Source organism: Microbulbifer mixtoriginis (SeqCode), assembly GCF_052468275.1.
In genome coordinates, this window is record NZ_CP174341.1 from 1,343,479 (window position 1) to 1,365,420 (window position 21,942).

A 21,942-nucleotide genomic window follows, 5' to 3' on the forward strand; every position below is an offset into this window, starting at 1 on the left:
TAAAGATTAGAGTGGATCCTGGGTAAGTTGTCTCAAAAGATACAATGATGTCTTATTTTGCAAAGTTGTAGGATGTTGTGTTGGTTTATCTTTACTTGAAGCTATGAAAGGCTACACTCCGCGAATTTTTTGTTTTTAAATAAATGTGAGTTTTATGCCTATCTATTTACATGGCTATTAATTTTTGTGTCTAAGTTGACATTATGGTTTGCTCTGAATTAAAAACTGGGGTGTCGCTGATTGCATTGGTGATAGTAATTTCATTCAGCTAGGGAAAGTTTATGCGAATATTATTGTCAACGGTTGTTTTTATACTTGTCGTTTCTGTGGGGGCGGTGTCTGCAGGAACTGCCGAGCCAGTCTCTTTTACTCGTGGCGAAATATTGTCTTTTTATTACCAGTCAGACCTCTTGGCGCGTCAGTATCAAATTGATGTTCTATTGCCAAAAGAATACGATCCGGAGAACGATACCGTTAAATATCCAGTTGTTTATATGGTGGATGGTTATCTCGATTTTCCAATGATGGCTCCAAATTTCTTCAAGCAGAGTGTAACAGGAAAGATTCCGGCTTTTATTTTTGTAGGTATTGATTATGTTGATGATAGTTTGGGGAAGTTACGGCGTCTCGATTTGACACCAACTGCTGTGGAGATGGATGGGGAGATTCAGGGGGGTGGTGCGAATCAGTTTCTTGAGTTTATTAACGAAGAGTTAAAGCCCTTTATTAGCAATGCTTTCCATGCAGATCAACAGGATCAGACCTTTATGGGACATTCTCTGGGGGGATTATTTGCTCTTCATACTTTGTTTACTCAGCCAGATAGTTTTCACCGTTATATTGTAGCAAGCCCTAGTATCTGGTGGGATGATAAAGTGATTTTTGCCGAGGAACGAATTTATGCAGAAAATAATATAGATATGGAGAAGCATATATTCATGTTTGTCGGTAAGGAAGAGGGATTTATGGTGAAGGATATGAAGCAATTTGTGCGCAGGTTAGAGTCGCGCAATTATCCCAGCCTTAAATTGTCGAAAAAGGTATTTAAGGGGGAGAATCACCTAACGGTTCCAGTGGTGGGTTACAATATCGGAATTAGGGAAGTATTTAAAGAAGATTAACGCTTTAGTTGCACGGTTGATCTTTTTGGCGCCTCTGTGAGTTGTTCTTATTATCCTGTTTGATGTTAGGCAATTAAAGATTTAAGGTTCATAGGATGAAGAGGATAGCTTTTCAGAGGTGCCGCTATTATTAATAGTACCAATTTTAGCTAAGGGGGAATTAGCTTTGGTTTATAACCAAGCTCGAAATCCCAGAACCCACACTGTATCGTATACTTTTTCTCCCTCTTCGCGTTCAAAATCTGCAGTTCTTCCGATATTGCGATATTGATGTATGCCAATATATGGGGAGAATTTTGGATGAAATTCATAGCGTAAACGTATGCCAATTTCTATTTCAGATAGACCAGACCCTCCGTCTGCACTTTTGTCATTTTGCCCAAAAAAATCAAATTCTGCACGGGGTGCTAAGCTAAACTTTTCTGAGAGTTTAAATGTATAAACCCCTTCTATACGAAGGGCAGTGCTGCCGCTTCTACCAAGGAAAAGTACAGCGTCCATTTCAAATGAGTAGGGGGTCTCGCCAATAATACCAATTGCAAACCAATTGCGGCTGGTATTCTCCAGGTAAAAATCATGACGAATTCCTGCGAGAATATTCCAATTAGCAGAAACTGCGTGGCTGTAAATGCCCCATAGCTCATTCTCCTCCGTCTCCCCGTTGGAGCGCTCGTAGTCTACTTCTGCGGATAGCTTGCTTTGGTCTGTACCATAGCTGATATCCCCCTCAATGGTGGCTCCGTTATTACCTTGTAATTCAAATTGATCAAGGCTGAGCTTGGCGATGGGTTTGTCTTCTCCTAGGGTTGCATCATTGTTACTTCCAGATGTGGAGTGATACTGAAGGCCATGATGTAAATCCTCTTGGGATTGTCCTTCGATAGCCAGCATCCCCATTAGTAAGGAAATAGTAATCGCTGGAGTTATTGATACTTTACGTAGAAGAATTTCACTTGCGTATCGTCTGGATTCCCGTTTATCCCACATAGGCTTGGTGCGACCTATGAGGTTCAATGAGGAGAAATCTTGCTGCAGATATGGTGAGTGAATAAAGTGTAGAGCTGAAGTGTTTATGTGCGACACTTTTTGCCCTTTCTATACCATTTTTTCCTGATGTAATAATTTCATACATTTAATAGAAGCTGTTTCAGTATTCTGCCATTTTATAAAGTTTTGAGCTTGCTTGTTGTAAGGAATATTTTCCAGTATAAGCACATTGTCTTTCTAACCTTTCAAATTTGATCAAATCTCTCTATTAATGAATCCTAAGAAAAAGTGTGAATTACAACTGTAAGCCAAGAAAATTTCTGGTTTCCTGCTGCTTTTACTTGGCGGATAGTTTGTTGTGAACAGAATGTTTTATAGAACAGGGAGCTAAAACCAGGCGCGAAAACCGACAACCCACACGGTGCTATACACCTTTTCCCCTTCTTCACGGGCAAAATCTGCGGCATTGCCCACAACTCGTTCATGGTGAACGCCGACATAGGGGGAAAATTTAGGGTGAATTTCGTAGAGTAGGCGCAAGCCTATTTCTATTTGAGACAATCCACTGCCACTGCCAGCGATTTCATCATTTTGGCCAAAGAAATTCAGCTCCAGGCGCGGAATAAGGCTCACTTTTTCTGCGAGCTTTGCATCATATTCCCCTTCCAGGCGAAAAGCTGTACTGCCGTTCCTTCCCAGAAATAGCACTGCATCCATTTCTAATGAGTAAGGGGTTTCTCCAACCAGCCCAATCGCCAGCCAATTGCGGCTGGTAGTTTCCCGCTGTAGGTCGTGTCGGAAGCCGGCGAGGAAATTCCAATCTTTGGAAATGGACCGGCTGTAGACCAGCCATCGCTCATTTTTTTCCGTTTCTCCTCCTCCCCGCTCAAAGTCTACTTCCAGCACTACTTTATTGACGTCATCTCCATAACTGAAATCGCCTTCGATTGCCGCGCCGTTCATACCGCGCCGTTCGAATTGGTCAAGGCTGAGTTTGGCTACCGGCTTGTCCCCCTCCCCGGCCATACCATTGTCCTCTCCAGCGACTGATCCTTCTGAGGGGGCTTGGAAGCTGTGGTGCTGGTCTTCCCGATTTTGCGCTTTAGCTGCTTGAAAACCCAGTTGCAAGCACAGGGTAACAATTATTATCACTGTCGCTTTGGTACAGAGAGTGCGCCTCATACCACGCGCACCTCTCGGAAAATACCGTATGTGCGATAAAGCATTTGGCAGTGTAATGCCCAGCGCCCCCGGGTATCTGCATTTACCAGGTAACTGATCTTGGCACCGGGCTGCACCATCACCGTGTGCTTGCGTGGTAGATACTCTCCGTCACCAGTTTCCAACTCACTCCATAAACCATGCAGGTGCATGGGCTGGGTGAGTAGGGTGTCGTTCACCAGGGTGATGCGAAGGCGCTCGCCATAAGCCAATAAGATTGGTGTGGCGTTTTTATATTTAATACCGTCAATGGACCATAGGTAGCGGGCTGGATTGCCGGTGAGGTGTAACTGTATTTCTCGCTGCGGTTGGCGTTGGTCTAATGATGGAGTGAGGCTGCGAAGATCCCTGTAAGTTAGGATACGTCGCTTGTAGCGTTGCAGATGTTCACGGAGTCCCACGCCGGGATCATCCACTCCACTTTGTGGGGCGAGTGCGTGCAGGGCAACGCCGTGGCCTTTTTCTGTTGGTTTGTGGAGAGTGGGGCTATCGCTTCCCTGTCCGGCCGGGGCCAGTTTGGTATTGCGCTCTTCAGCAGATGACTGTCTGCCAGAGACTCTAATACCCCTGGCGCGAGTGAACCCCATGTCGCGCTTATCGAGTATTGGGATTGGGTCCATGGGAGGGACTTCGGCGGTGAGCCTCTGGGCGGGCGTTAAAGTGCCGCGAGCGTAACCGCCGCGATCTATCGCCTGGGCAAATAGCGTGTAGGCTCTGTCCCCACTAGGTTTAACCACCACATCGTAGGTTTCCCCGGTGCCTAGACGGAATTCATCCACCCGTACTGGTTGAATATTCTGGCCGTCGGCACTGACCACTGTCATATCCAAGCCTGGAATGCGCAGGTCGAAGATTGTCATGGCAGAGGCGTTGATAAAACGCAGCCGTACTTTTTCTCCGGGGGCAAATTGGGCTGTCCAATTGTCTTCTGGCGTTTGTCCATTGATCAGGTAGCTGTAGGTGTAGCCTGTCACATCAGACACATCCCGATCAGACATACCTGCGAAGTTCCAGGGGTGCCGTTCACGCCAGGTTTGCTCTATGCCTTTCGTGCGTACATCTCGCCAGAGATCTGTGGTGGTGCGGTGGCGGCGCCGGTTGTAATAGTGGCCATCTTTCTTCAGGTTTGAATAAATCCGCTGGGGAGATTCATCGCTCCAATCGGAGAGCAACACCACATAGTCCCGGTCATAGGTCACCGGGTCTCCTCCAGCTGGATCAATGACAATAGCTCCGTACAGTCCCTGCTGTCTCTGGAAGCCGGAGTGACTGTGATACCAGTAAGTTCCGCTTTGTTTGACTTTAAAGCGGTATCGAAAATTTTCCCCGGGCCTAATACCGGAGAAATTGAGCCCTGGTACACCATTCATAGGGTTGGGCACTCTGATGCCATACCAGTGAATCGAAGTGTTTTTATCTAATTGGTTGAGGACATTGAGAGTGACAGTTTGCCCCTCGTGCCAGTGCAGGATTGGGCCGGGAATAGAATCGTTAACTGAAATTGCGTTGCGGGGTTGTCCGGTCAGGTTGACTGCCCTTTGGTCTACCTGCAGGGAGAAATTCTCGCCAGTTAAAGTCGTGGGAGGGGGGACTCGCGCCCTGGCGAGGGTAGGGGAGCCGGGCAGGCCCAGCAGGGCCATGCCGGCGCTGATTCCGGTTACAAAGGTGCGGCGCGAAACCGAGCCGCACCGCGGAGGCTTTGTCATTGACAGTCCTCAGAACTGTTCTCCGGCCGCGTTGATCTCTGTATAAACCACGCTGCTGCCGTCCTTGTTTAACTGCATTACCTGATAGGGCGTAAAGCGATCGCCCATCTCCATACCGGGGCTTCCGAGAGGCATACCGGGCACAGCTAGTCCCAGAGCGCCTTTAGGGGGATTCTGCAAAAATTGCTGAATCAGCTTGGCTGGCACATGCCCTTCGAAAACATAGCCTTCCTTGGACACACTGGTGTGGCAAGACTGGTAGCGGGGTTCTATTCCGTGCTGTTTTTTGACGCCGTTGAGGTCATCGACATCCTTTGCCACCACTTCGAAGCCGCTGTTGCGAGCGTGGTCCACCCAAACTTTGCAGCAGCCACAGGTAGCGGATTTATAGGTAGTCAGATTCTGCGCTTGAGGTTCTTTGGGCTCGGTGGGTTCAGCACAAGCACTGAGGGCTATTGTGGTAACAAGCGCGGCAATTGCGGCTAAAAAAGATCGGTACATGGAATTACTCCTGTCATTCATATCAACTGACCCACCACATCGCTAGCGCAGCACAGGCGTGGTTAGTGGCGGGAAAAAAAGACTTACTGTGAAGTTTGCTGCTGGAGCTAGGGCTCAGGAGGCAATAGGAGGCCGAAGGGCGCTTTCCGGGTCGGGGGAAGGCTTAAATACTGAGTAAGTAGCTGCCAGGGAAATTGGCCGTGAAAAATTTGGAACATTAGCGGAGATTGCGGCGAGGCTATTGCTTAATCCCGGACAGCAGCCGCATTCGATGCCACAATCGCCGCGGTGCTCGCTGTGGCAATCATTGGCCTTATCCGCTTCGCAGTGCCGTTGTTCGCTGTTTTCCAGGCCCAGCATATCTGCCGGTTCCGCACAGGGCACGGCCGATGCCAGGCCGGCAAAGGCCAGCAGGAGTATCAGCAGCAAGGTGCGAAGGTGGGCGGTGTGCATAAAGTGAGCCTGGAGCAGTTTGCCGCTCAGTGTATGTGTGGCCAGCAGGGGGCGCAAGCAGGGGGGGCGAAGCACAGCGGGATATGCGAAGGGAAGTGGACGGAGAGCATCCCGCTCTCCTTTTGCCTTCCATTGGTTTTACGCTTCTGCTGGTTTACCGTGCCTATTCCTTTTCTTTAGGGCGTTCTTAAAGGTAAGTGATAATCCTGGTGGCGCAGCAGGTCGGGACCACATTCCAACCGTTCCAACCAGCTCAGGAAGCGCTCCTTTACTTGCTCAGAGGCAAAATAACCGCCGTGCTGGGGTACGATCATGGCAGGGTTTAGCTCTCTTACCATTTTTACCCACAAGCGGCAGGCCCAGTTGCCACCCATATAACGCTGGTGGAAACCTTCCATGGATAGAATATGTGTATCGAAGTCGATGACCTCGCCCTCTTCCCCACCCAGGGAGGCGCCCACGTCACCGGAAAACAGGATACGGCTAACCGGGTCATAGAAACTGAAGTTGCCGCAGGAGTGCATAAAATGCGCAGGCAGCGCCCAGATCTCACTGTCTGCAAAAGGCAGCACTTCGCCCTTGTCACTGAGGGGAATGATACGGTCCTGCCAACGCTCGCTACCGGCGCGCGAGGCGACGAAGCCGGAGACCAGATGTGGCAGAAAGCGCGACCACAGTTTAGATACTGCCACCTTACAGCGCGAGTGCAGCATCCAGCGCGGCAGTGAGGCGATGATGTCCGGGTCCTGGTGCGAGGCCAGGATATACTCCAGATCGCTCAGATTCAGGTGGCGGCTGAGTTCGATGGTCAGGGGGGTATAGGTGAGATCGCCGCCGGGATCAATCAGCGCACCTTTAGTGCCGCGGCGAATCACAAACTGGTTGGCCTGTACTCCATCGCTGCCATTCTGTTCTTTAACCAGATCGCAGAATCGCGCAACCAGGTGGGGGCCTTGCTCAAATAAAATGTCCACGCCGCGGCCTCTCTTATTTAATTAGGTCAAGGTACTGGCTGAGGCGCTCCTTGTTGACGGCGATACGTTCACTCATTCCTTGAGCGTGTTTCTTGGCATCTTCCAGGTTGCCGGCCTGGCCTACCTGAATTACACCGACCATGCCCAAGGGCAGGTGCGGATCGCACTGGTACAGGTAAACGCCTTCCTTATTCAAGGTCACACTGACTTTCTCGCCCATGCCGCCATTCCAACTGTCGCCATCGGCTGGGGAGAGTACGGAACGGCTGTTGTGTGCCATATCGGTGGGCAGGAAGGTGACAGTATCGCCCACTGCAACGTTTAGGAACGCGGGTTCGAAAGTCATCATGCCGTCCTTGCCCTGGTTCAGCATCTTAACTTCGTGATCTGCTGCCAGGGCGGACGTCGAGGCCATGACGAGTGCGAGAAGCGCACTGCGAAGAGTAATAGACGACATATTTACTTCCTGTTTTGAGTAGTCGGTGATGTTGTAATGACTCTGCCTATAGGAGGAGGCGAGACGCGCCGGATATTAGCCCGGTGAAAATACGAAGAATTGATCTAGATCAATCGCGCAGATCCCAGAGAAAGTGGGAAAAAGTGCCAATACACCACTTGGGTAAAGGAGAGTCATATCTGTCTGTTAAGCGCTGCCCTCTGAAGGGAGATAAGGGGTAAACTGTGCGCCAATTTGACTGGGTGACGCTTTGGGGGAATAACCTTGGCTGCTAAACGCAAAACTGCCTATGTGTGCAATGAATGTGGCGCTGACTATACAAAGTGGGCGGGGCAGTGCAGTGCTTGTGGTGCCTGGAACAGTCTTTCTGAAGTGCGTTTGGGGCCGGAGCACAAAGACAGCCGCGCGGCCAATTTCACCGATGCCCAGAGTGGCTATGCCGGCGCCGCCGGTGCAGGCAAGGTGCAGAAGCTCTCGGAAATCGACCTGAGTGAGCTGCCGCGTATTCCCACTTCCGCCTCGGAACTCGACCGGGTGCTGGGGGGCGGCCTGGTGCCGGGTTCGGTGGTGCTGATCGGCGGTCATCCTGGGGCCGGTAAATCCACGGTATTGCTACAGACTCTGTGCCACCTCGCTACTTCAATGCCGGCGCTGTATATCACCGGTGAAGAATCTCTTCAGCAGGTGGCTATGCGCGCCAAACGCCTGAGTCTGCCCACTGATTCCCTGCAGCTCCTCAGTGAAACTGATGTGGAGCGCATCTGCCTGGCGGCAAAAGAAGTCAATCCACGCGTGATGGTGGTGGACTCTATCCAGGTGATGCATATGAGCGATGTGCAGTCCGCTCCGGGCTCGGTGGCCCAGGTGCGTGAGAGTGCTGCTTACCTGACCCGCTTCGCCAAGCAGACTGGTACTGCGCTGATTTTAGTGGGCCATGTCACCAAAGACGGCAGTTTGGCAGGCCCCAAGGTGCTGGAACATATTATTGATTGCTCCATATTGCTCGAAGGTACTCACGACTCTCGCTTCCGCACCCTGCGTGCCCATAAAAACCGCTTTGGAGCGGTGAATGAGCTGGGGGTATTTGCCATGACCGAGCAGGGCCTTAAAGAAGTTTCTAATCCCTCCGCTATTTTCCTGCAGCGCGCCGAGGAGATCGCCGCGGGATCGGTGGTGACTTCCGTGTGGGAGGGCACCCGTCCGCTGCTGGTGGAACTGCAGGCACTGGTGGATGACAGCAGCCTCGGTAATCCGCGCCGGGTGGCGGTGGGCCTCGACCAGAACCGCCTGAATATGCTGCTGGCGGTGCTGCACCGCCATGGCGGCGTCTTGGTCGGCGATCAGGATGTGTTTATCAATGTGGTAGGCGGCGTCAAGGTAATGGAAACCAGTGCCGACCTGACTCTTTTGCTGGCAGTTGTTTCCAGCTTTCGCAATCGGGTGTTGCCGCGGGATCTGGTGGTCTTCGGTGAGGTGGGACTTTCCGGTGAGATCCGCCCCGTGCCCTCGGGCCAGGAGCGCCTGCGCGAAGCCGCCAAGCACGGTTTTCGCAAAGCGATAGTGCCCGCCGCCAATCGCCTGAAAAACGATATCGAGGGTATGGAAATGCACTCGGTAAAAACCCTGGCGGAAGCCCTCGCCGTGATCGACATGAGCTGAGTCGGATGAGTACCCGTACGTCCAGGCGTCATCTTCTCTGCTGGCAACTATTACTCGGTGCAGTGTTCATTCTGGCCGCGAAAGTCCAGGCCTATGAGCGCATTGCTTCGTTGAACCTGTGTCTGGACCAAGTACTGCTGAACTGGGCACAACCTGCGGATATTGCCTCCCTGACTTGGCTGTCCGCCGCCGAACAGTATCGCTCCCTGCCGATTCCCGAACACGTTCAGCTCAATCGCGCCCGCGCCGAGGAGCTGCTGCCATTAAAGCCAGATCTGGTGCTTGCCGGGCAGTACGGTGCCCAGCGTGCGGCTGAGCGGCTGCAGGCACTGGGTATGAATGTGGTGACCATCCCCGATGCCTACAGTCTGGAGCAGTTGCAACAACAACTCGGTGCTTTGCAAGCCGTACTGGGCCCGCTTCCTCCGCTGCAAGAGCAGAAACGCGCGTTGGCACAACTACTCGATCAGCCCGCTGCTAAACAGCGCGCCAGTGCGGTGATTCTCTCTGCCAATAACATCACTTACGGCAGCGGCATGCTGGAGCACCAGTTGCTGCAGCGCGCCGGTTTTGACAATCTCGCCACCACTCAGGGACTGGCACGGATCAGCCTGGAAGAGGTGATTGCTCTGCAACCGGATTTGTTGGTGTTCTATGGCAGCGAGCAGCATTTCGCACTGGCTTACCTGGCCGCGCGCCACCCGGTACTTCAGCGCTATATCGATAGCGGCCGCACCTATACCCTGCCGAAGCAGCTGAGCCTGTGCCCGGTACTGGCAGTGGTGGATACACTGCAACAGCTGATGGATAAGAGGGAAGCGCTTGTACAATAAAAACGCGGTTTTGTTATTACTGGCGGCCCTGCCGCTGGCCCTGCTCGGGGCACTGGGCAGTGGCCCGGTTTCGGTGGACCTTTCCAATGCGCTGGCTGAGGGCTGGAGTGGCCAGAGCAGCGATGCGGTGATTCTGTGGCAATTGCGACTGCCCCGTGCCCTGTTGGCAATACTGGTGGGCGCTGCCTTGGGGATGGGCGGCGCCGCCATGCAGGGGATGTTGCGTAACCCTCTGGCGGAGCCGGCGCTGCTCGGTGTTTCCAGCGGTGCGGCTTTGGCGGCGGTACTGTTTCTCTATTACGGCGCGGCCTGGAAATCCGGTTGGTTGTTGCAGGCTCTGGCTATTGGTGGTGCCTTTAGCGCGGCGGCGGCGGTGTGGTTGTTGGCGGGGCGCGGCGCCAGTGCCGGACGGCTGGTGTTGGCGGGGGTGGCCATTAACGCTTTCCTATCGGCACTGATTGCACTGGCGCTTAACTATGCGCCGAGCATGTTCGCCATGCAGGAGGTGGTGTTCTGGTTGATGGGCTCGCTGGCCAATCGCGGCTGGGACCAACTGTTTTTGGCATTGCCCTTTTTAGCCGTGGGGGTGCTGTGCCTGTTTTTCACACGCAATTATTTGCGCGCGCTGGCCTTGGGTGAAGACAGTGCGGCTTCCTTGGGTTTCCAGAGCCGCGCCTATCCCTTTCTTATTTTGCTGGGCATCGCCAGTGCCGTGGGTGGTGCCGTGGCAGTAGCTGGCACCATCGGTTTTGTCGGATTGGTGGTGCCGCACCTGGTGCGCCCTCTGGTGCGCCAGGACCCCGCCCGTTTACTGTGGATCAGCGCTTTAGCTGGAGCGCTGCTGTTGCTGCTGGCAGACATTCTGGTGATTAATTTTGTCGGCGCGCAGGAGCTGCGTATTGGCGCGGTCACCGCTTTTATCGGTGCACCTTTTTTCTTCTGGCTGATTTTGACGGCGCGCAGGGGGCAGTGGTTGTGAATATGGCTAGTGAGAAAACCATTGAGGCCGCCTGCGTTGCGCTGGAATTGCAGCGAGGGCGCAAGAGTGTCCTGCAGGGAATCCATTGTGCTTTTAAGCCCTTCGAGCTGACCGCCGTGGTGGGCCCCAACGGCGCCGGCAAGAGCAGCCTGTTGCAGTGTTTATCGGGCGTCTTGTCCCCCGATGCGGGTCATGTTGAGCTGAATGGTCTCGATGCGGGGCAATTGCCGGCATCCCAGCGCGCGAGGCTGGGGGCTTTCCTACCGCAGTCGGAAACTCCGGCCTGGTCTCTCAGTGCGGCGGATATGGTGGCCTTGGGTTTACTGCCCTGGGGACGCCTGCCAGATCGGGAGCAGAGAATTCAACAGGCGTTGTTATTGGTCGATGCGCAGGAGTTTGCCCAGCGCCCGGTCACTCAATTATCCGGTGGCGAGCTGCGCCGCGTGCAATTGGCCCGCCTGTTAGTGGGGCGGGCACCGCTGCTGATCGCCGATGAACCCACTGCGGCGTTGGATATCCGTCACCAACTTCAGCTGATGCAGAACTTCCGCAGCCTGGCCGACAGTGGCAAAACCGTGGTGTTGGCACTGCACGACCTCAGCCTGGCGGCGCGCTTTTGCGATCGGATTCTCTTGATGCTGGATGGAGAATTGTTAGCTCAGGGAACACCGCAACAGGTACTGACTCCGACGTTGATTGGCGAAGCCTACGGGGTGAGTTGTGAATTCCGTTGGCGCGACGGTATCGCAGACTTTGTACCACTGGATTTGCTGCGAAAATCCAGTGGCTAGAAATTCCTGTCTCAGCCAAATCGCCTGCGCGGGGGCTGTGGCCGCCCCATTGCGGGTCCGCGGCGGAAGTCCTCGGAGGGTGTTCCTTTGTAGCAGCGCGGAATTATTGGCCACTCCTCAGTAAGGAAATAGGCATAGATACCCTGGGGAAAATCAGGGGTGCGCACAAAGCGGCCATTGCACTCATCGAGGGAGCCCGCCCCTTCAACATATTCGTAGTCCGCCACAAAGGTGCCGTCGTAATAGCCGCCAGGTTGCTTGTTGCTTGTTGGCCGATGTCCAGATTTCACCCGATAGCTGGAGTGCATTTTTACTACATCAGTCTCCTCATTCATGCCATCGCCATAGCCATATAGTGCGTAAATGGGAAAACCATCTGCGGCCCAACCAATCAATGGTGAATGCTGCTGCGGGGTGACTTGTAGTCTTGCCAATAGTCCGGTGGGCAGACCGTGATAATGGTAGGCCCCGTTGGGCTGTACATGGGCGTAGTTGTCGTCAACGCCGAGGGGAACCGCACCGGAGAGCGCCTCATAGCGCCAGAGGCCGCGATTACCCAGGTACCACTCTGCGGCGCTGGGATCAAAGGGCACGCCGTTAATGCCAATACCAAAATTTTGCAGGCTTACTGGTGTGGATTTTTTTGCCAACTTGGGGGCTGCGGGTACTCGGTATTTGTAGCGTTGGGTTTCGATTTTGTGGGGATTGCCGGAGTTTGGGAAGGCACCGGTTTTATGGGTGGAGATACCGTTGGCTTCAATCACCCGCCAGGGCCCCTCGATTGTGACTTTAACGCGGCTGGTGGTGATTGGGTTGTGGTCGGCGGGAACCATATATTGTAATCCCTCCGACTGCACCACCCGATGCCTGCGCGCCGGTGGTCTGCCGTTAGCGCGCTCTTGAGAAGGGATTCTGGCAATAGCCAATGTGCCCGTCACACAGACCGGAGCCTGATCTTCAGATAAGCGCAAGCATTGGCCGCTACTGTGACCGATGCTACAACTGGAGCCGGAGGTTAACCCTTGGCAGGCTTCCACGGTTGTTTCCGGCAGGTGTCCCAGAGCTGCCGGGGCGACACAGGTGAGGCCCACTAATAGCCACTTTTTCATACTGCATACTCGAACTGCGAGGCCCGCAAGGGCCCCAATGATTTACTCGTTATTTTCTTTCCGATCTTTGCCCGGTCTGTGGCCTTCCATTTTTGTGGGAACACACACCAGTTGCTCTTCTCTAGGGGGCATGCGGCAAGTGCCTTCCAGGGTACCGTGCGGCGTTTCCACTTTGCAGGCATCACCCTTCGACATGGCCTTGCAGGCATCAAAGGCTTCCTGAGGAGGTTTGCGTGGCTGTGCGTTTGCAGAGGAAATCATGGCCATTAGGGCGACAGATAATAAAACCTTGTACATGGTGCTCTCCATTGAAGGCAGCTGGACAGCGCCTGCACTGAAGAGCAGGCGCGGGCGATTAGCGGCGGCCAGTATCCCCCCTTCCTGGGAGGTGTTTTTTAACCAGCCGCTGATAGCCAACATAGTTCAGGAATGCGCAAGGAATGTGGATTTTTGGTAAAGAAGTGTGCAAGCGAGTAAGGGCTGAGTGGTGTTTGAAAAACAGATTTTTATTGAAAATTACCCCGTGGATTTAACGTCTCACTTTCGCTGGGGAAGCGCCAGCCACGCTGTTATACTTGCCGCCGCTTTGGGTGCCCAGCAGTGTATTTACACTTGGCTGGGGTAAACGGGAAGTCCGGTGATGTGTATACAGAGTCCGGCGCTGCCCCCGCAACGGTAAATCATTTTTCTTTACAAAATGATAAGCCCGATACCGGCCCTCGGCACTAAGCCGGAGTTTTTATATCTGGCCTCGAGGATAAAGCGGAGGGCTTTGTCTGGTCAGTGTGCCCGCCTGGGTTGCGCACCGATTGTACTCACCCTCCCTCAATCCGTTTTTCAGTTCGAGATTGGGGAACCACAATGAAAAAAACTTTATTAGCCGCTGCCGTCTTTGCCGCGGTGCAACCGCTATTGTCTGCGGCTGCGGACCTGGAAGAAATCACCGTGACTGCCAGCCGTCTGGATCTGCCCAAGAGCCAGTTGGGTGTCTCTGTTTCAATTCTTAATGCTGCCGATATTGAGCGATTGGGTTATACCAGCCTGCTAGATGTGATGCGCACTCTGCCAGGTGTTGCTGTCAGCAATAGCGGCGGAGCGGGTAAGGTCAGTTCCTTGTTTATCCGTGGGGAAAGTAATTTCCGCACCCTGGTGTTACTGGATGGGGTGAATATTGCCGACCCGACGGGTTTACAGGTAAGCACCCAATTGCAGCACTTGCAGGTTAGCGATATTGAGCGTATTGAAGTCCTGCGCGGGCCCCAGGGCATGCTTTACGGTGCCGGCGCCGGTGGCGTGATTAATATTATTAGCAAAAGGCCTGCTGAGAGTGTTAACGCCAGTGCCTCTGTAGAGGTGGGTCGTTACGGAAGCCAGAACACCAGTGCGAACCTTGGGGGAAGCATTGAATCCTGGTACTACGATTTGAGTGTTTCTGACTATTCCACCGATGGTTTTAATGCAACCGAAAAAGATTCTTCTGGTGAGGAAGATGGTTACGATAATTTTACCACCAGTGCACGTCTCGGTTACCAGATAAATGAAAATCTATCTCTCGAGGGTCAGTACCGCAAGGTGGATACTGAGACCGAGTACGACAACTGTTTTTCGGATTATCCTAATGATTGCCTGAGTCGCTTCGACCAGGAATTTTTCATCTTTAGTAGTCATTACCAGTTTGCCAACTGGAATCATAGAGTAAGCCTTTCTCAACAGGAGATTGACCGCGAAGAGGGTATCAGCCCTGGGGCCTTTCCATTTATAACAAGTGGTGAAATTCGTGAGGCAAATTATATCGGCAGCAATACCTTGAGCAGTGGAAAACTACTGTGGGGCGGAGAGTATGAACAGCAGAAATATGCTACAGAATTTGCCGATGAGGTATTGGAAAGTACTGGCTTCTTTACGGAGTGGCACAGTGATTTCGCCGAAACAGTTTTCTATACCCTAGGCTACCGTCGCGATAGCCTGGAGACTGAGGATCACAATAGCTGGCGTGTCTCTGCAGCTCTACCTGTTTCTCTAGGTGATGATCAGCAGCTTAAGTATCGCGCGAGTTTTGGAACTGGTTACCGTGCTCCGAGCCCGTACGAATATACTACCAATGCTTCTTTGGGGGCTGAAACCAGTCGTGGTTATGAGTTGGGTCTGGAATACCAGTGGGCACAATTATTACAGGCTGAGCTGACCTACTTCGACCAGGAGATCAGCGATGCTATTTTTTATAATTACACAACCTGGTCTTATGAGCAGGATGATGGTGATAGTCAATCTGAGGGGGTGGAACTGTCCTTGGGCGGCAACCTTAATAGCAACCTGGATTGGTCTATAACTGGCACTTGGCTGAACTCAGAGGACTTCACAGGCGCTCAGCGTGGCGGAGTTCCCCAGAGGGTATTTAACTTCGGTCTCAGCCAACAATGGCTGGGAGATAAGTTGACTCTGAGTGGTAACTGGCAGCGGGTTGAGGATCGTATTGATGGTTATACCGGAATTGCTCTGGAGAACTACAGTAAGGTTGATCTGAATGCCGTCTATCGGGTCTCCCCCAATATGCGGGTTAATCTACGCGGTGAAAATGTGTTGGACCGGAACTATCGCGAAGTTGCGGGTTATTACACAGCAGGCGCAGCAGTTTATGCCGGTATAGAATTTAGCCTATAAAAATGTTTGGAGAGATAGCCCCTTGGGCTATCTCACTGTTCACTCTCTTCTAACGATTCAATCCCGGTGTTTCTCTTCCCGGCGGCTACTATTGCAGCGTCTAGTTTTTTCCGGGAGCTATTTTGTGGCGGTATTTAGTAATGATGGCGTGGAATTGCATTTTGAAGTTCGCGGAAGGGGCCCGCGCTTAGTGTTTCACCCTGGTACCCTCAGTGATCTCAGAGCAGCCCCGACTATTTTCGACTCCCCGTTGGCGAATCGGTTTGAAATCTTAACCTTTGACCCCCGTGGCATCGGTCAGTCTAATTCACCCATCGATTCTCCCAATATGGCCGATTACGCCCTAGACCTTAAACGACTGATGGATCATCTCGATTGGCGGGATGCGCATCTACTGGGAGAATCATTTGGTGGCATGGTCGCTCAGGAATTTGCATTGCAATATCCCCAGTTGGTGCGAAAACTGGTTTTATTGGTAACCAGCTCCGGAGGCCGCGGAGGCGCTTCATTCCCGTTTCATCAATACGATATTGAGGCTATGAGCCTCGAGGAAAAAGTGAATCTATGGGTGACTGCAGGCGATAGCCGCCTGCAAAGTGCCGATGGTATACATTCAGAATCAGCACTCTGTGCTTTTTTAAGTAAATATTATCGCCAGGTCTGCGAACTGGCGGCAAGCAAGCCTGACGGAGCCCAGTGCCGTATCCGACAGCTTCAGGCGAGAAAAGGCCACGATACTTTTGCTCGCCTACCGACCCTGGAGGTAGAAACGCTGATCTGTGCCGGGCGCTACGATAGTGTCGCCCCTTTTGAAAATCAGCGGGCTTTATTTCGGCAGATTCCCAATTCGCGCTTGGGCATTTTTTCCGGTGGCCACAATGTTCTCTGGCAGGATGATCTGATTTGGGATTTTATTTCTGCATTTTTAGCAATGACAGAGTGAGAAGCCTCTGAATAACGACGCACACTTGAGTGCAATCTGCACGCTCCCTTTACTTTAAATGTTTGATGGTCTTTATGAGTTCAGAATCACAGGATAAAAAGAGTCGACATAAGTCACGTATGCAGAACCGTAAAAAAATTGTGGATGAGGCGGTTTCTAAAGCGCTGGAGGAGCGCGGCATAGTGATTCTCTATACCGGCGATGGCAAGGGTAAAACCACTGCGGCGATGGGCACGGTCACACGTGCCCTGGGCTTCGGTTACTCTACCGTGGTGGCTCAATTTATTAAGGGCACCTGGGAGTGTGGAGAAAAGAATCTTCTAATGGGCGCCGCCCACCCTTTACAGTGGCATCAAATGGGCACTGATTTCACCTGGGAAACCCAGGATTTTGAGGCCGATAAAGCTGCGGCAATGGCACTTTGGGAGAAGGCGCGGGAGGCGTTGCGGGATGAGCGAGTTTATCTGGTGGTTTTGGATGAGCTCACCTACGCGCTGAATTACCGCTGGTTGGACAAAGAAGAGGTAGTACAGGCGATACAGCAGCGGCCCAGGGAGCAGACGGTTGTCATAACCGGGCGTGGGGCCAAGCAGTACCTCAAGGATGTAGCCGATACTGTGAGCGAAATGTGTTCGGAAAAACACGCATTCAATACCGGTATTGCCGCTCGCAGAGGCATAGAGTGGTGATTGTGAAGTCGTGCAATGAGTAGAAGCTTTGAATAGAGGAGCTAAATAGAGACTTAAGCTGAAGCAGGGTTTACGCAGCCAAAGCCTCTTGTCAGCAGTGCTTATTCGACTTCAGCCAGCTCTTGTGCGGCTTCGCGGGCTACTATCTGTGCCATCAGCTGGCGTCTGACTCGCATTGGGGTGGTGGCAAACCAGCGATAACAGGCGCGGTTGAAAGAGCTCTGTTCGCGATAGCCCAGCATATCCGAAATCTGGGACATGGGGGGTTGTTTACCGCTTAAATAATACTCTGCACGTTCCCGGCGAATGCGATCCAAAAGATCCTCAAATACCAATTCCCGGTCCCTCAGCCTGCGCTGTAGAGTACGCTTGTGCATACCCAGCTGATTGGCGACTTCTTGTAGGCTGCACCTTTTTAAAGGCATCAGGCAATAAATCAGCTGCTGCACCTGTTCCACCAAACTGGCTTCCCCCTTTTGCAGAAGCTCTTCGATATAGGTTTTCAATAGTGGACGCAGGCTGGGATTGCATTTCTCTGTAGGTTGCAGCAGGGAGCTGCTATTCAGGATAAATGCATCAGTTTCTTTGCCGAAGTGTACGGAAACCCCAAAGAAGTTTTCGTAATGGTCATGTACGGGGCGCTCGGCTTTTAGGTGAACACTTTCCAGCTGAAAATTACTCCCACAAAGGTGTTGTAGAGCTACCAATGAAACACCGAGTAGAAACTCGCGGGATTGTTGCTGGGGGGGAGGAGCGTCCCCGGCAAGCTGAGCTTCCAGGTCATCGATACACAGAAAACTTAGATGCGTGTGTTTCCCCTTTTTTGTGAGTTCAACTCGCAGATTATAGGGAGCATTGCCTAGCTGTTTTATCGCTGTGTTAAGGAATTCACCCAAAGTAAGGGACTGTAGTACAGCAGCCCCAAGAGAACCCAGTGCGGCAGCGCCCTGACTGTAGGCAAGACGCAGTCCAAAGTCGGCGCAGTTCAACTGGCTAGCGGTCTTGTTCAGCAGCTCAGCCACTTGATCTAGTGCCAGATACCCATCAAGGCTCTCAACCTGGTGGGGGTTAATACGGGAGCTGATCAGCAGGGCTTCAGGGCTACCTTTTAATTGGCTCACCAACTCGTAAAAGCCTGTTAACAGGGTCGTTCTTATTTGTTGAGTCAATTTTTATAAATCCTGTGAATCCCCTGGAAAAATTACTTTTATACATTTCCCAGGTGGAGAAGGGTTAATCCAGCGGAATAGATCGGATCTGGGCGGACGCCAAAGATAAAAAAGAGCCATATGGCTCAATCTGTTTATCTAGTGAAGGCTTCTTTTCGACTGGTTTAAAGGACAGTCTCTCTGGCCAGGGCCTGCTCTGTGTCGACGTCCTGTAATGTCGGTAATGGAGGGCAATAGCAATCTTTACCCTTCAAAAGGGCAAGGTAGGGCACAACCACGGTGCTCGTCCTGAGCGGAAAAATGAATGATAGTTAGATCAGGGCAGGTCTATGCTGGCGATAATCCGCGTATCGATCTCCGCAAAACGTTATTACTGCGTAATGTTACTCGTTTTATTTAGGTGTTTTAAAGGCCAAAGATAACTTGGGGATACTTCCCGGAAGTAGCCCCTTGGGAAATAAGTCTTTTTATTGTTATTTTTTAGGTATTTTATCCCTAAATTTTTAATTTAAGTATTTTTTGTTTTATGACGACTGCGTCACTGGGAATATAAATTTTTTAGTCTGGACGGATAAAAAATTTAATATTGGCTCAATGGTACCAATTATATCAGGGGTCGTGGAGGATTAGATGAGACGCTCGAGATCTTTCAATTACAGAATTGAGCTTAAATGTGCATATTTCTTTCACAATTGAAAAGGCCCGCTAAAAAGCGGGCCTTTTCAATAAGTGGGTTTTAGCCACCATAATAAGTTGCTGCACCGGGACCAACGGGGAGGCCCAGGGCAAATACCCAGATATAGAACAATGCAGTCCAGCCAACAAAGAAGAAGATGGAGTAGGGGATCATTGTGGCGATCAGTGTTCCCATACCCAGATCTTTTTTATAGCGGGCGGCGAAGGTGATGATCAGACCGAAGTAGCTCATCATCGGGGTAATGACATTGGTGACCGAGTCGCCAATTCGATAAGCAGCCTGTATCACCTCAGGCGCATAGCCCAGCAGCATCAACATAGGCACAAAGATTGGAGCGGTAACGGCCCACTGTGCTGAGGCACTACCCAGCATCAGATTCACAAATCCGCACATCATGATAAAGAACAGGAATAGCAGCGGGCCTGTCAGGCCGATGCTCTGCAGGGCATCGGCGCCCAGTACGGCGAAGATAGTCCCCAGGTTGGTCACCTTGAAGAAGGCGACGAACTGCGCGGCGAAAAATACCAGCACGATATACATACCCATGCTGTTCATACTTTTGGCCATGGCATCAATGACATCACGGTCATTCTTCATGGTGCCCACCACCTTGCCATAGACAAAGCCGGGGATAGCGAAGAACACCAGGATAAGGGACACAATACCTTTCAGGAACGGCGAGCCGGCTACCAGGCCAGTTTCCGGGTTGCGCAACACACCCCACTCGGGCACAACCGTCAGGGCAAATACCGCGGAGACAGCCAGAACCGCAAGACCAGCGTACTTAAGGCCGCGTTTTTCATCGTCGGTAAGCGTACCAAGTTTGTCCTGACTCAGGTCAACGGAGGCCTCGTTGGGATCGTACTTACCCAGCTTGGGTTCAACGATGGCCATGGTGACCCAGCTGCCAACAATGGTGATCAGGAAGGTACTGACGATCATAAAGAACCAGTTCACTTCCGGGCCAACGCTGTAAGTTGGGTCAATCATATGGGCTGCAGATTCGGTGATTCCCGATAGGAGTGGGTCCACCGTCCCTAGTAGCAGGTTAGCACTGTAGCCCCCAGATACGCCGGCAAAGGCAGCAGCTAAACCGGCAAGGGGGTGGCGGCCAAGAGAGTGGAAGATCATGGCGGCGAGAGGAATAAGTACTACATAGCCAAGTTCAGAGGCTGTGTTGGAGATGATGCCGGCGAATACCACGATCACGGTGACTGTGCGCTTGGAGGCTTGCAGTACCAAGCCGCGAACGGCGGCACTCAACAATCCAGAGTGCTCGGCGATACCCACTCCAAGAAGGGCTACGAGAACGGTACCCAGTGGCGCGAAGCCAGTAAAGTTATTCACTAGACCGGTGACGATCATCCGGAGGCCGTCGCCACTTAATAGATTGAAGACCTCAATTACCCCATCGGGATCGCGTCCCGCAGCACCCACCGGGCGTGGGTCTGCTACAGAAAGGCCAAAGTAGGAGGCTATACCGCTTAGAATCACCACACCCACAGCAAAGAGCGCAAAGAGTGTAATGGGATGGGGGAGCAGGTTGCCGAGCCATTCCACCACATCCAGGAAGCGGGTAAAGGCCGTTTTGCGTCCGGGCGGGCTATCCTGCTGGTCGCTGGGGGAGGTCGTTGTGGTCATTGTGTGTCCTCAATTTCGTTGGCGAGTAGCCCTAATTGCCTCTGGGATACCCGTTAGCCCAATAATTGGCTGAAAAATGTGCTAAGTGCGCGATCATACACAAAAGTCCTTTAGGTAAGAATGCCCGCACCGGAATGTTCTTGGTTAGTGGGTCGGCAAAGTCGGAAAGCGAAAAGCCCTACGTGGAAGAGGGCTATATTGGCAGGCGGCGGGAAATGAAAAGCACCTATGGGTAGGGAGTTGAAGCTTAAGAGCTGGTATTTAACGTTTTAGATGACTTGTTCAAGCGACAGACAAGCCGCCTTTGCATTCCCGAATATGCCATAATCCGAAAACTCAGCAGTCAACCCAGCGGTGAAATAATGAAGATTGGAGTTTTAAAAACCGACGATGTGCGCAAGGAGCTGGTGGGCGAATACGGTGAATATCCGGAGATGTTCGCAGATCTATTGCGCAGCCAGGACCCCACACTGGAGTTCTCCACCTATGAAGTGCAGCACGGCCAGTACCCGGCCCAGGTCGATGAGGTGGATGCCTACCTAATTACCGGCAGTAAAACCGGTGTCTATGATGACAAGGAATGGATTCCTCCACTGATGGACTTTGTGCGCAAGCTGCATGACCAAAAAAAACCAACTATTGGAATCTGCTTTGGTCATCAGCTGATTGCTCAGGCACTGGGTGGAAGGGCTCGCAAATCTGATAAAGGTTGGGGTTTGGGAGTGCATTCCTATGAAATGCAGGAAACCCCCTCCTGGATGTCGGAGCCCACGAATAGCTTCAACCTGTTGGTTACTCACCAGGACCAAGTAGATACCCTTCCTCCAGGCGGTCGAGTACTGGCTTCCAGCGAGTTCTGCCCAATGGCGATGCTCCAGGTTGATGACCACATGCTTACCTTCCAGGCCCACCCGGAGTTTACCAAACCTTATTCCAATAGCCTGATGGAGTTACGTCGAGAAGCTTTTGGTACAGATGTGGTGGAAAAGGGCCAGGCCTCCCTGCAAAACGATATTCACGAGAATATGGTTGCAAAATGGATGCTGGAGTTTTTACGTAAGTAGCTTTATTCAAGGGGTAGATAATACTGCCCCTTGAGTTCGCCATCTAGTTTTAAATATTCTTCCTTCTTCCTTCTTCCTTCTTCCTTCTTCCTTCTTCCTTCTTCCTTCTTCCTTCTTATTCTTAAATTGACAAGATGAATTGATGATCATCTTTCTGATGATTTAGTAAAATCTTCTCGTTTATTGATTTAGACCTGAGACGGACTATCTCTGCCTCCCTTTCTTTTTCTCTCGTGATGATTTTAAGTCCTGTTTGAGTGTTTATTTGCGTCGCTTTTAATGCTTTT

20 protein-coding genes and 1 riboswitch are annotated in these 21,942 nt (G+C 51.9%); of the genes, 9 read left to right on the plus strand and 11 right to left on the minus strand.

The genetic code is table 11. From position 1 onward, the window contains the following. Positions 1 to 281: 281 nt before the first annotated feature. On the plus strand, positions 282 to 1,121 hold the full coding sequence (locus ACJJIC_RS05870; protein WP_445356602.1) for an alpha/beta hydrolase: 840 nt from the start codon (positions 282 to 284) through the stop codon (positions 1,119 to 1,121). A gap of 171 nt (positions 1,122 to 1,292) precedes the next feature. Here ACJJIC_RS05870 and ACJJIC_RS05875 read toward each other — a convergent pair whose 3' ends face one another. The 7 genes from ACJJIC_RS05875 to ACJJIC_RS05905 all read right to left on the minus strand — a co-directional run bounded on the left by ACJJIC_RS05875 (position 1,293) and on the right by ACJJIC_RS05905 (position 7,378). Further along, a complete protein-coding gene (locus ACJJIC_RS05875; protein ID WP_444910566.1) occupies positions 1,293 to 2,204 on the minus strand; it encodes a copper resistance protein B in 912 nt (303 codons plus the stop codon). A gap of 291 nt (positions 2,205 to 2,495) precedes the next feature. Beyond that, entirely contained in the window at positions 2,496 to 3,290 is a 795-nt protein-coding gene (locus ACJJIC_RS05880) for a copper resistance protein B (RefSeq protein ID WP_444910565.1), read from the minus strand. Beyond that, positions 3,287 to 5,035: a copper resistance system multicopper oxidase gene (locus ACJJIC_RS05885; protein ID WP_445356603.1), complete on the minus strand. Its 1,749-nt coding sequence runs from the start codon at positions 5,033 to 5,035 to the stop codon at positions 3,287 to 3,289. Before ACJJIC_RS05885 ends, ACJJIC_RS05880 begins: the two co-directional genes overlap by 4 nt. Before the next feature lie 9 nt (positions 5,036 to 5,044). Further along, positions 5,045 to 5,536: a DUF411 domain-containing protein gene (locus tag ACJJIC_RS05890; protein WP_445356604.1), complete on the minus strand. Its 492-nt coding sequence runs from the start codon at positions 5,534 to 5,536 to the stop codon at positions 5,045 to 5,047. Positions 5,537 to 5,650: 114 nt separating this feature from the next. Next, positions 5,651 to 6,064: a hypothetical protein gene (locus ACJJIC_RS05895; protein ID WP_445356605.1), complete on the minus strand. Its 414-nt coding sequence runs from the start codon at positions 6,062 to 6,064 to the stop codon at positions 5,651 to 5,653. 101 nt (positions 6,065 to 6,165) lie between these two features. Next, positions 6,166 to 6,963 (minus strand): oxygen-binding di-iron domain-containing protein, encoded by a 798-nt coding sequence (locus tag ACJJIC_RS05900; RefSeq protein ID WP_445356606.1) that lies wholly within the window; start codon positions 6,961 to 6,963, stop codon positions 6,166 to 6,168. 13 nt (positions 6,964 to 6,976) lie between these two features. Further along, complete coding sequence (locus ACJJIC_RS05905) at positions 6,977 to 7,378, minus strand: pseudoazurin (RefSeq protein ID WP_444910560.1); 402 nt, start codon at positions 7,376 to 7,378, stop codon at positions 6,977 to 6,979. Positions 7,379 to 7,684: 306 nt separating this feature from the next. Between ACJJIC_RS05905 and radA the strand changes: the two genes are divergently transcribed. The 4 genes from radA to ACJJIC_RS05925 are packed head-to-tail and all read left to right on the plus strand — an operon-like array spanning position 7,685 to position 11,682. Continuing rightward, a complete protein-coding gene (gene radA / locus ACJJIC_RS05910; protein ID WP_444910559.1) occupies positions 7,685 to 9,079 on the plus strand; it encodes a DNA repair protein RadA in 1,395 nt (464 codons plus the stop codon). 5 nt (positions 9,080 to 9,084) lie between these two features. Continuing rightward, positions 9,085 to 9,912 (plus strand): ABC transporter substrate-binding protein, encoded by an 828-nt coding sequence (locus tag ACJJIC_RS05915; RefSeq protein WP_252083382.1) that lies wholly within the window; start codon positions 9,085 to 9,087, stop codon positions 9,910 to 9,912. After that, on the plus strand, positions 9,902 to 10,891 hold the full coding sequence (locus tag ACJJIC_RS05920) for a FecCD family ABC transporter permease (RefSeq protein WP_252083381.1): 990 nt from the start codon (positions 9,902 to 9,904) through the stop codon (positions 10,889 to 10,891). The genes ACJJIC_RS05915 and ACJJIC_RS05920 overlap by 11 nt, the downstream gene beginning before the upstream one ends. A gap of 2 nt (positions 10,892 to 10,893) precedes the next feature. Next, positions 10,894 to 11,682 (plus strand): ABC transporter ATP-binding protein, encoded by a 789-nt coding sequence (locus ACJJIC_RS05925; protein ID WP_444887241.1) that lies wholly within the window; start codon positions 10,894 to 10,896, stop codon positions 11,680 to 11,682. 11 nt (positions 11,683 to 11,693) lie between these two features. Here the strand turns inward: ACJJIC_RS05925 and ACJJIC_RS05930 are convergent, their stop codons facing one another. Together ACJJIC_RS05930 and ACJJIC_RS05935 are read right to left on the minus strand one after the other, a co-directional pair. Then, positions 11,694 to 12,791: a YHYH protein gene (locus ACJJIC_RS05930; RefSeq protein WP_444910558.1), complete on the minus strand. Its 1,098-nt coding sequence runs from the start codon at positions 12,789 to 12,791 to the stop codon at positions 11,694 to 11,696. Positions 12,792 to 12,833: 42 nt separating this feature from the next. Continuing rightward, positions 12,834 to 13,211 (minus strand): hypothetical protein, encoded by a 378-nt coding sequence (locus ACJJIC_RS05935; protein ID WP_445356607.1) that lies wholly within the window; start codon positions 13,209 to 13,211, stop codon positions 12,834 to 12,836. 151 nt (positions 13,212 to 13,362) lie between these two features. Further along, positions 13,363 to 13,526: riboswitch (cobalamin riboswitch) on the plus strand. Positions 13,527 to 13,652: 126 nt separating this feature from the next. Here ACJJIC_RS05935 and ACJJIC_RS05940 point away from each other — a divergent pair. The 3 genes from ACJJIC_RS05940 to cobO all read left to right on the plus strand — a co-directional run bounded on the left by ACJJIC_RS05940 (position 13,653) and on the right by cobO (position 17,084). Continuing rightward, on the plus strand, positions 13,653 to 15,452 hold the full coding sequence (locus ACJJIC_RS05940) for a TonB-dependent receptor plug domain-containing protein (protein WP_445356608.1): 1,800 nt from the start codon (positions 13,653 to 13,655) through the stop codon (positions 15,450 to 15,452). Between the two features lie 124 nt (positions 15,453 to 15,576). After that, the gene (locus ACJJIC_RS05945) at positions 15,577 to 16,395 is read left to right on the plus strand and encodes an alpha/beta fold hydrolase (RefSeq protein WP_444910555.1); all 819 of its coding nucleotides are present in this window, start codon (positions 15,577 to 15,579) and stop codon (positions 16,393 to 16,395) included. A 74-nt stretch (positions 16,396 to 16,469) separates the two neighbouring features. Then, positions 16,470 to 17,084, plus strand: coding sequence for a cob(I)yrinic acid a,c-diamide adenosyltransferase (gene cobO, locus ACJJIC_RS05950; protein WP_444910554.1), 615 nt, complete (start codon positions 16,470 to 16,472; stop codon positions 17,082 to 17,084). Between the two features lie 101 nt (positions 17,085 to 17,185). Here cobO and ACJJIC_RS05955 read toward each other — a convergent pair whose 3' ends face one another. Beyond that, on the minus strand, positions 17,186 to 18,253 hold the full coding sequence (locus ACJJIC_RS05955; RefSeq protein WP_444887235.1) for an AraC family transcriptional regulator: 1,068 nt from the start codon (positions 18,251 to 18,253) through the stop codon (positions 17,186 to 17,188). Between the two features lie 736 nt (positions 18,254 to 18,989). Continuing rightward, on the minus strand, positions 18,990 to 20,591 hold the full coding sequence (locus ACJJIC_RS05960) for an AbgT family transporter (protein WP_252083373.1): 1,602 nt from the start codon (positions 20,589 to 20,591) through the stop codon (positions 18,990 to 18,992). A gap of 362 nt (positions 20,592 to 20,953) precedes the next feature. Between ACJJIC_RS05960 and ACJJIC_RS05965 the strand changes: the two genes are divergently transcribed. Continuing rightward, positions 20,954 to 21,655 (plus strand): glutamine amidotransferase-related protein, encoded by a 702-nt coding sequence (locus ACJJIC_RS05965; RefSeq protein ID WP_252083372.1) that lies wholly within the window; start codon positions 20,954 to 20,956, stop codon positions 21,653 to 21,655. Positions 21,656 to 21,942: the final 287 nt, after the last annotated feature.

Bases quoted from the DNA above. Each gene is read 5' to 3' on its own strand.
- ACJJIC_RS05870 (WP_445356602.1), top strand. From the start codon at position 282: ATGCGAATATTATTGTCAACGGTTGTTTTTATACTTGTCGTTTCTGTG.
- ACJJIC_RS05880 (WP_444910565.1), bottom strand. From the start codon at position 3,290: ATGAGGCGCACTCTCTGTACCAAAGCGACAGTGATAATAATTGTTACC.
- ACJJIC_RS05885 (WP_445356603.1), bottom strand. From the start codon at position 5,035: ATGACAAAGCCTCCGCGGTGCGGCTCGGTTTCGCGCCGCACCTTTGTA.
- ACJJIC_RS05890 (WP_445356604.1), bottom strand. From the start codon at position 5,536: ATGTACCGATCTTTTTTAGCCGCAATTGCCGCGCTTGTTACCACAATA.
- ACJJIC_RS05905 (WP_444910560.1), bottom strand. From the start codon at position 7,378: ATGGCCTCGACGTCCGCCCTGGCAGCAGATCACGAAGTTAAGATGCTG.
- ACJJIC_RS05915 (WP_252083382.1), top strand. From the start codon at position 9,085: ATGAGTACCCGTACGTCCAGGCGTCATCTTCTCTGCTGGCAACTATTA.
- ACJJIC_RS05925 (WP_444887241.1), top strand. From the start codon at position 10,894: ATGGCTAGTGAGAAAACCATTGAGGCCGCCTGCGTTGCGCTGGAATTG.
- ACJJIC_RS05930 (WP_444910558.1), bottom strand. From the start codon at position 12,791: ATGAAAAAGTGGCTATTAGTGGGCCTCACCTGTGTCGCCCCGGCAGCT.
- ACJJIC_RS05935 (WP_445356607.1), bottom strand. From the start codon at position 13,211: ATGTTGGCTATCAGCGGCTGGTTAAAAAACACCTCCCAGGAAGGGGGG.
- ACJJIC_RS05940 (WP_445356608.1), top strand. From the start codon at position 13,653: ATGAAAAAAACTTTATTAGCCGCTGCCGTCTTTGCCGCGGTGCAACCG.
- cobO (WP_444910554.1), top strand. From the start codon at position 16,470: ATGAGTTCAGAATCACAGGATAAAAAGAGTCGACATAAGTCACGTATG.
- ACJJIC_RS05960 (WP_252083373.1), bottom strand. From the start codon at position 20,591: ATGACCACAACGACCTCCCCCAGCGACCAGCAGGATAGCCCGCCCGGA.
- ACJJIC_RS05965 (WP_252083372.1), top strand. From the start codon at position 20,954: ATGAAGATTGGAGTTTTAAAAACCGACGATGTGCGCAAGGAGCTGGTG.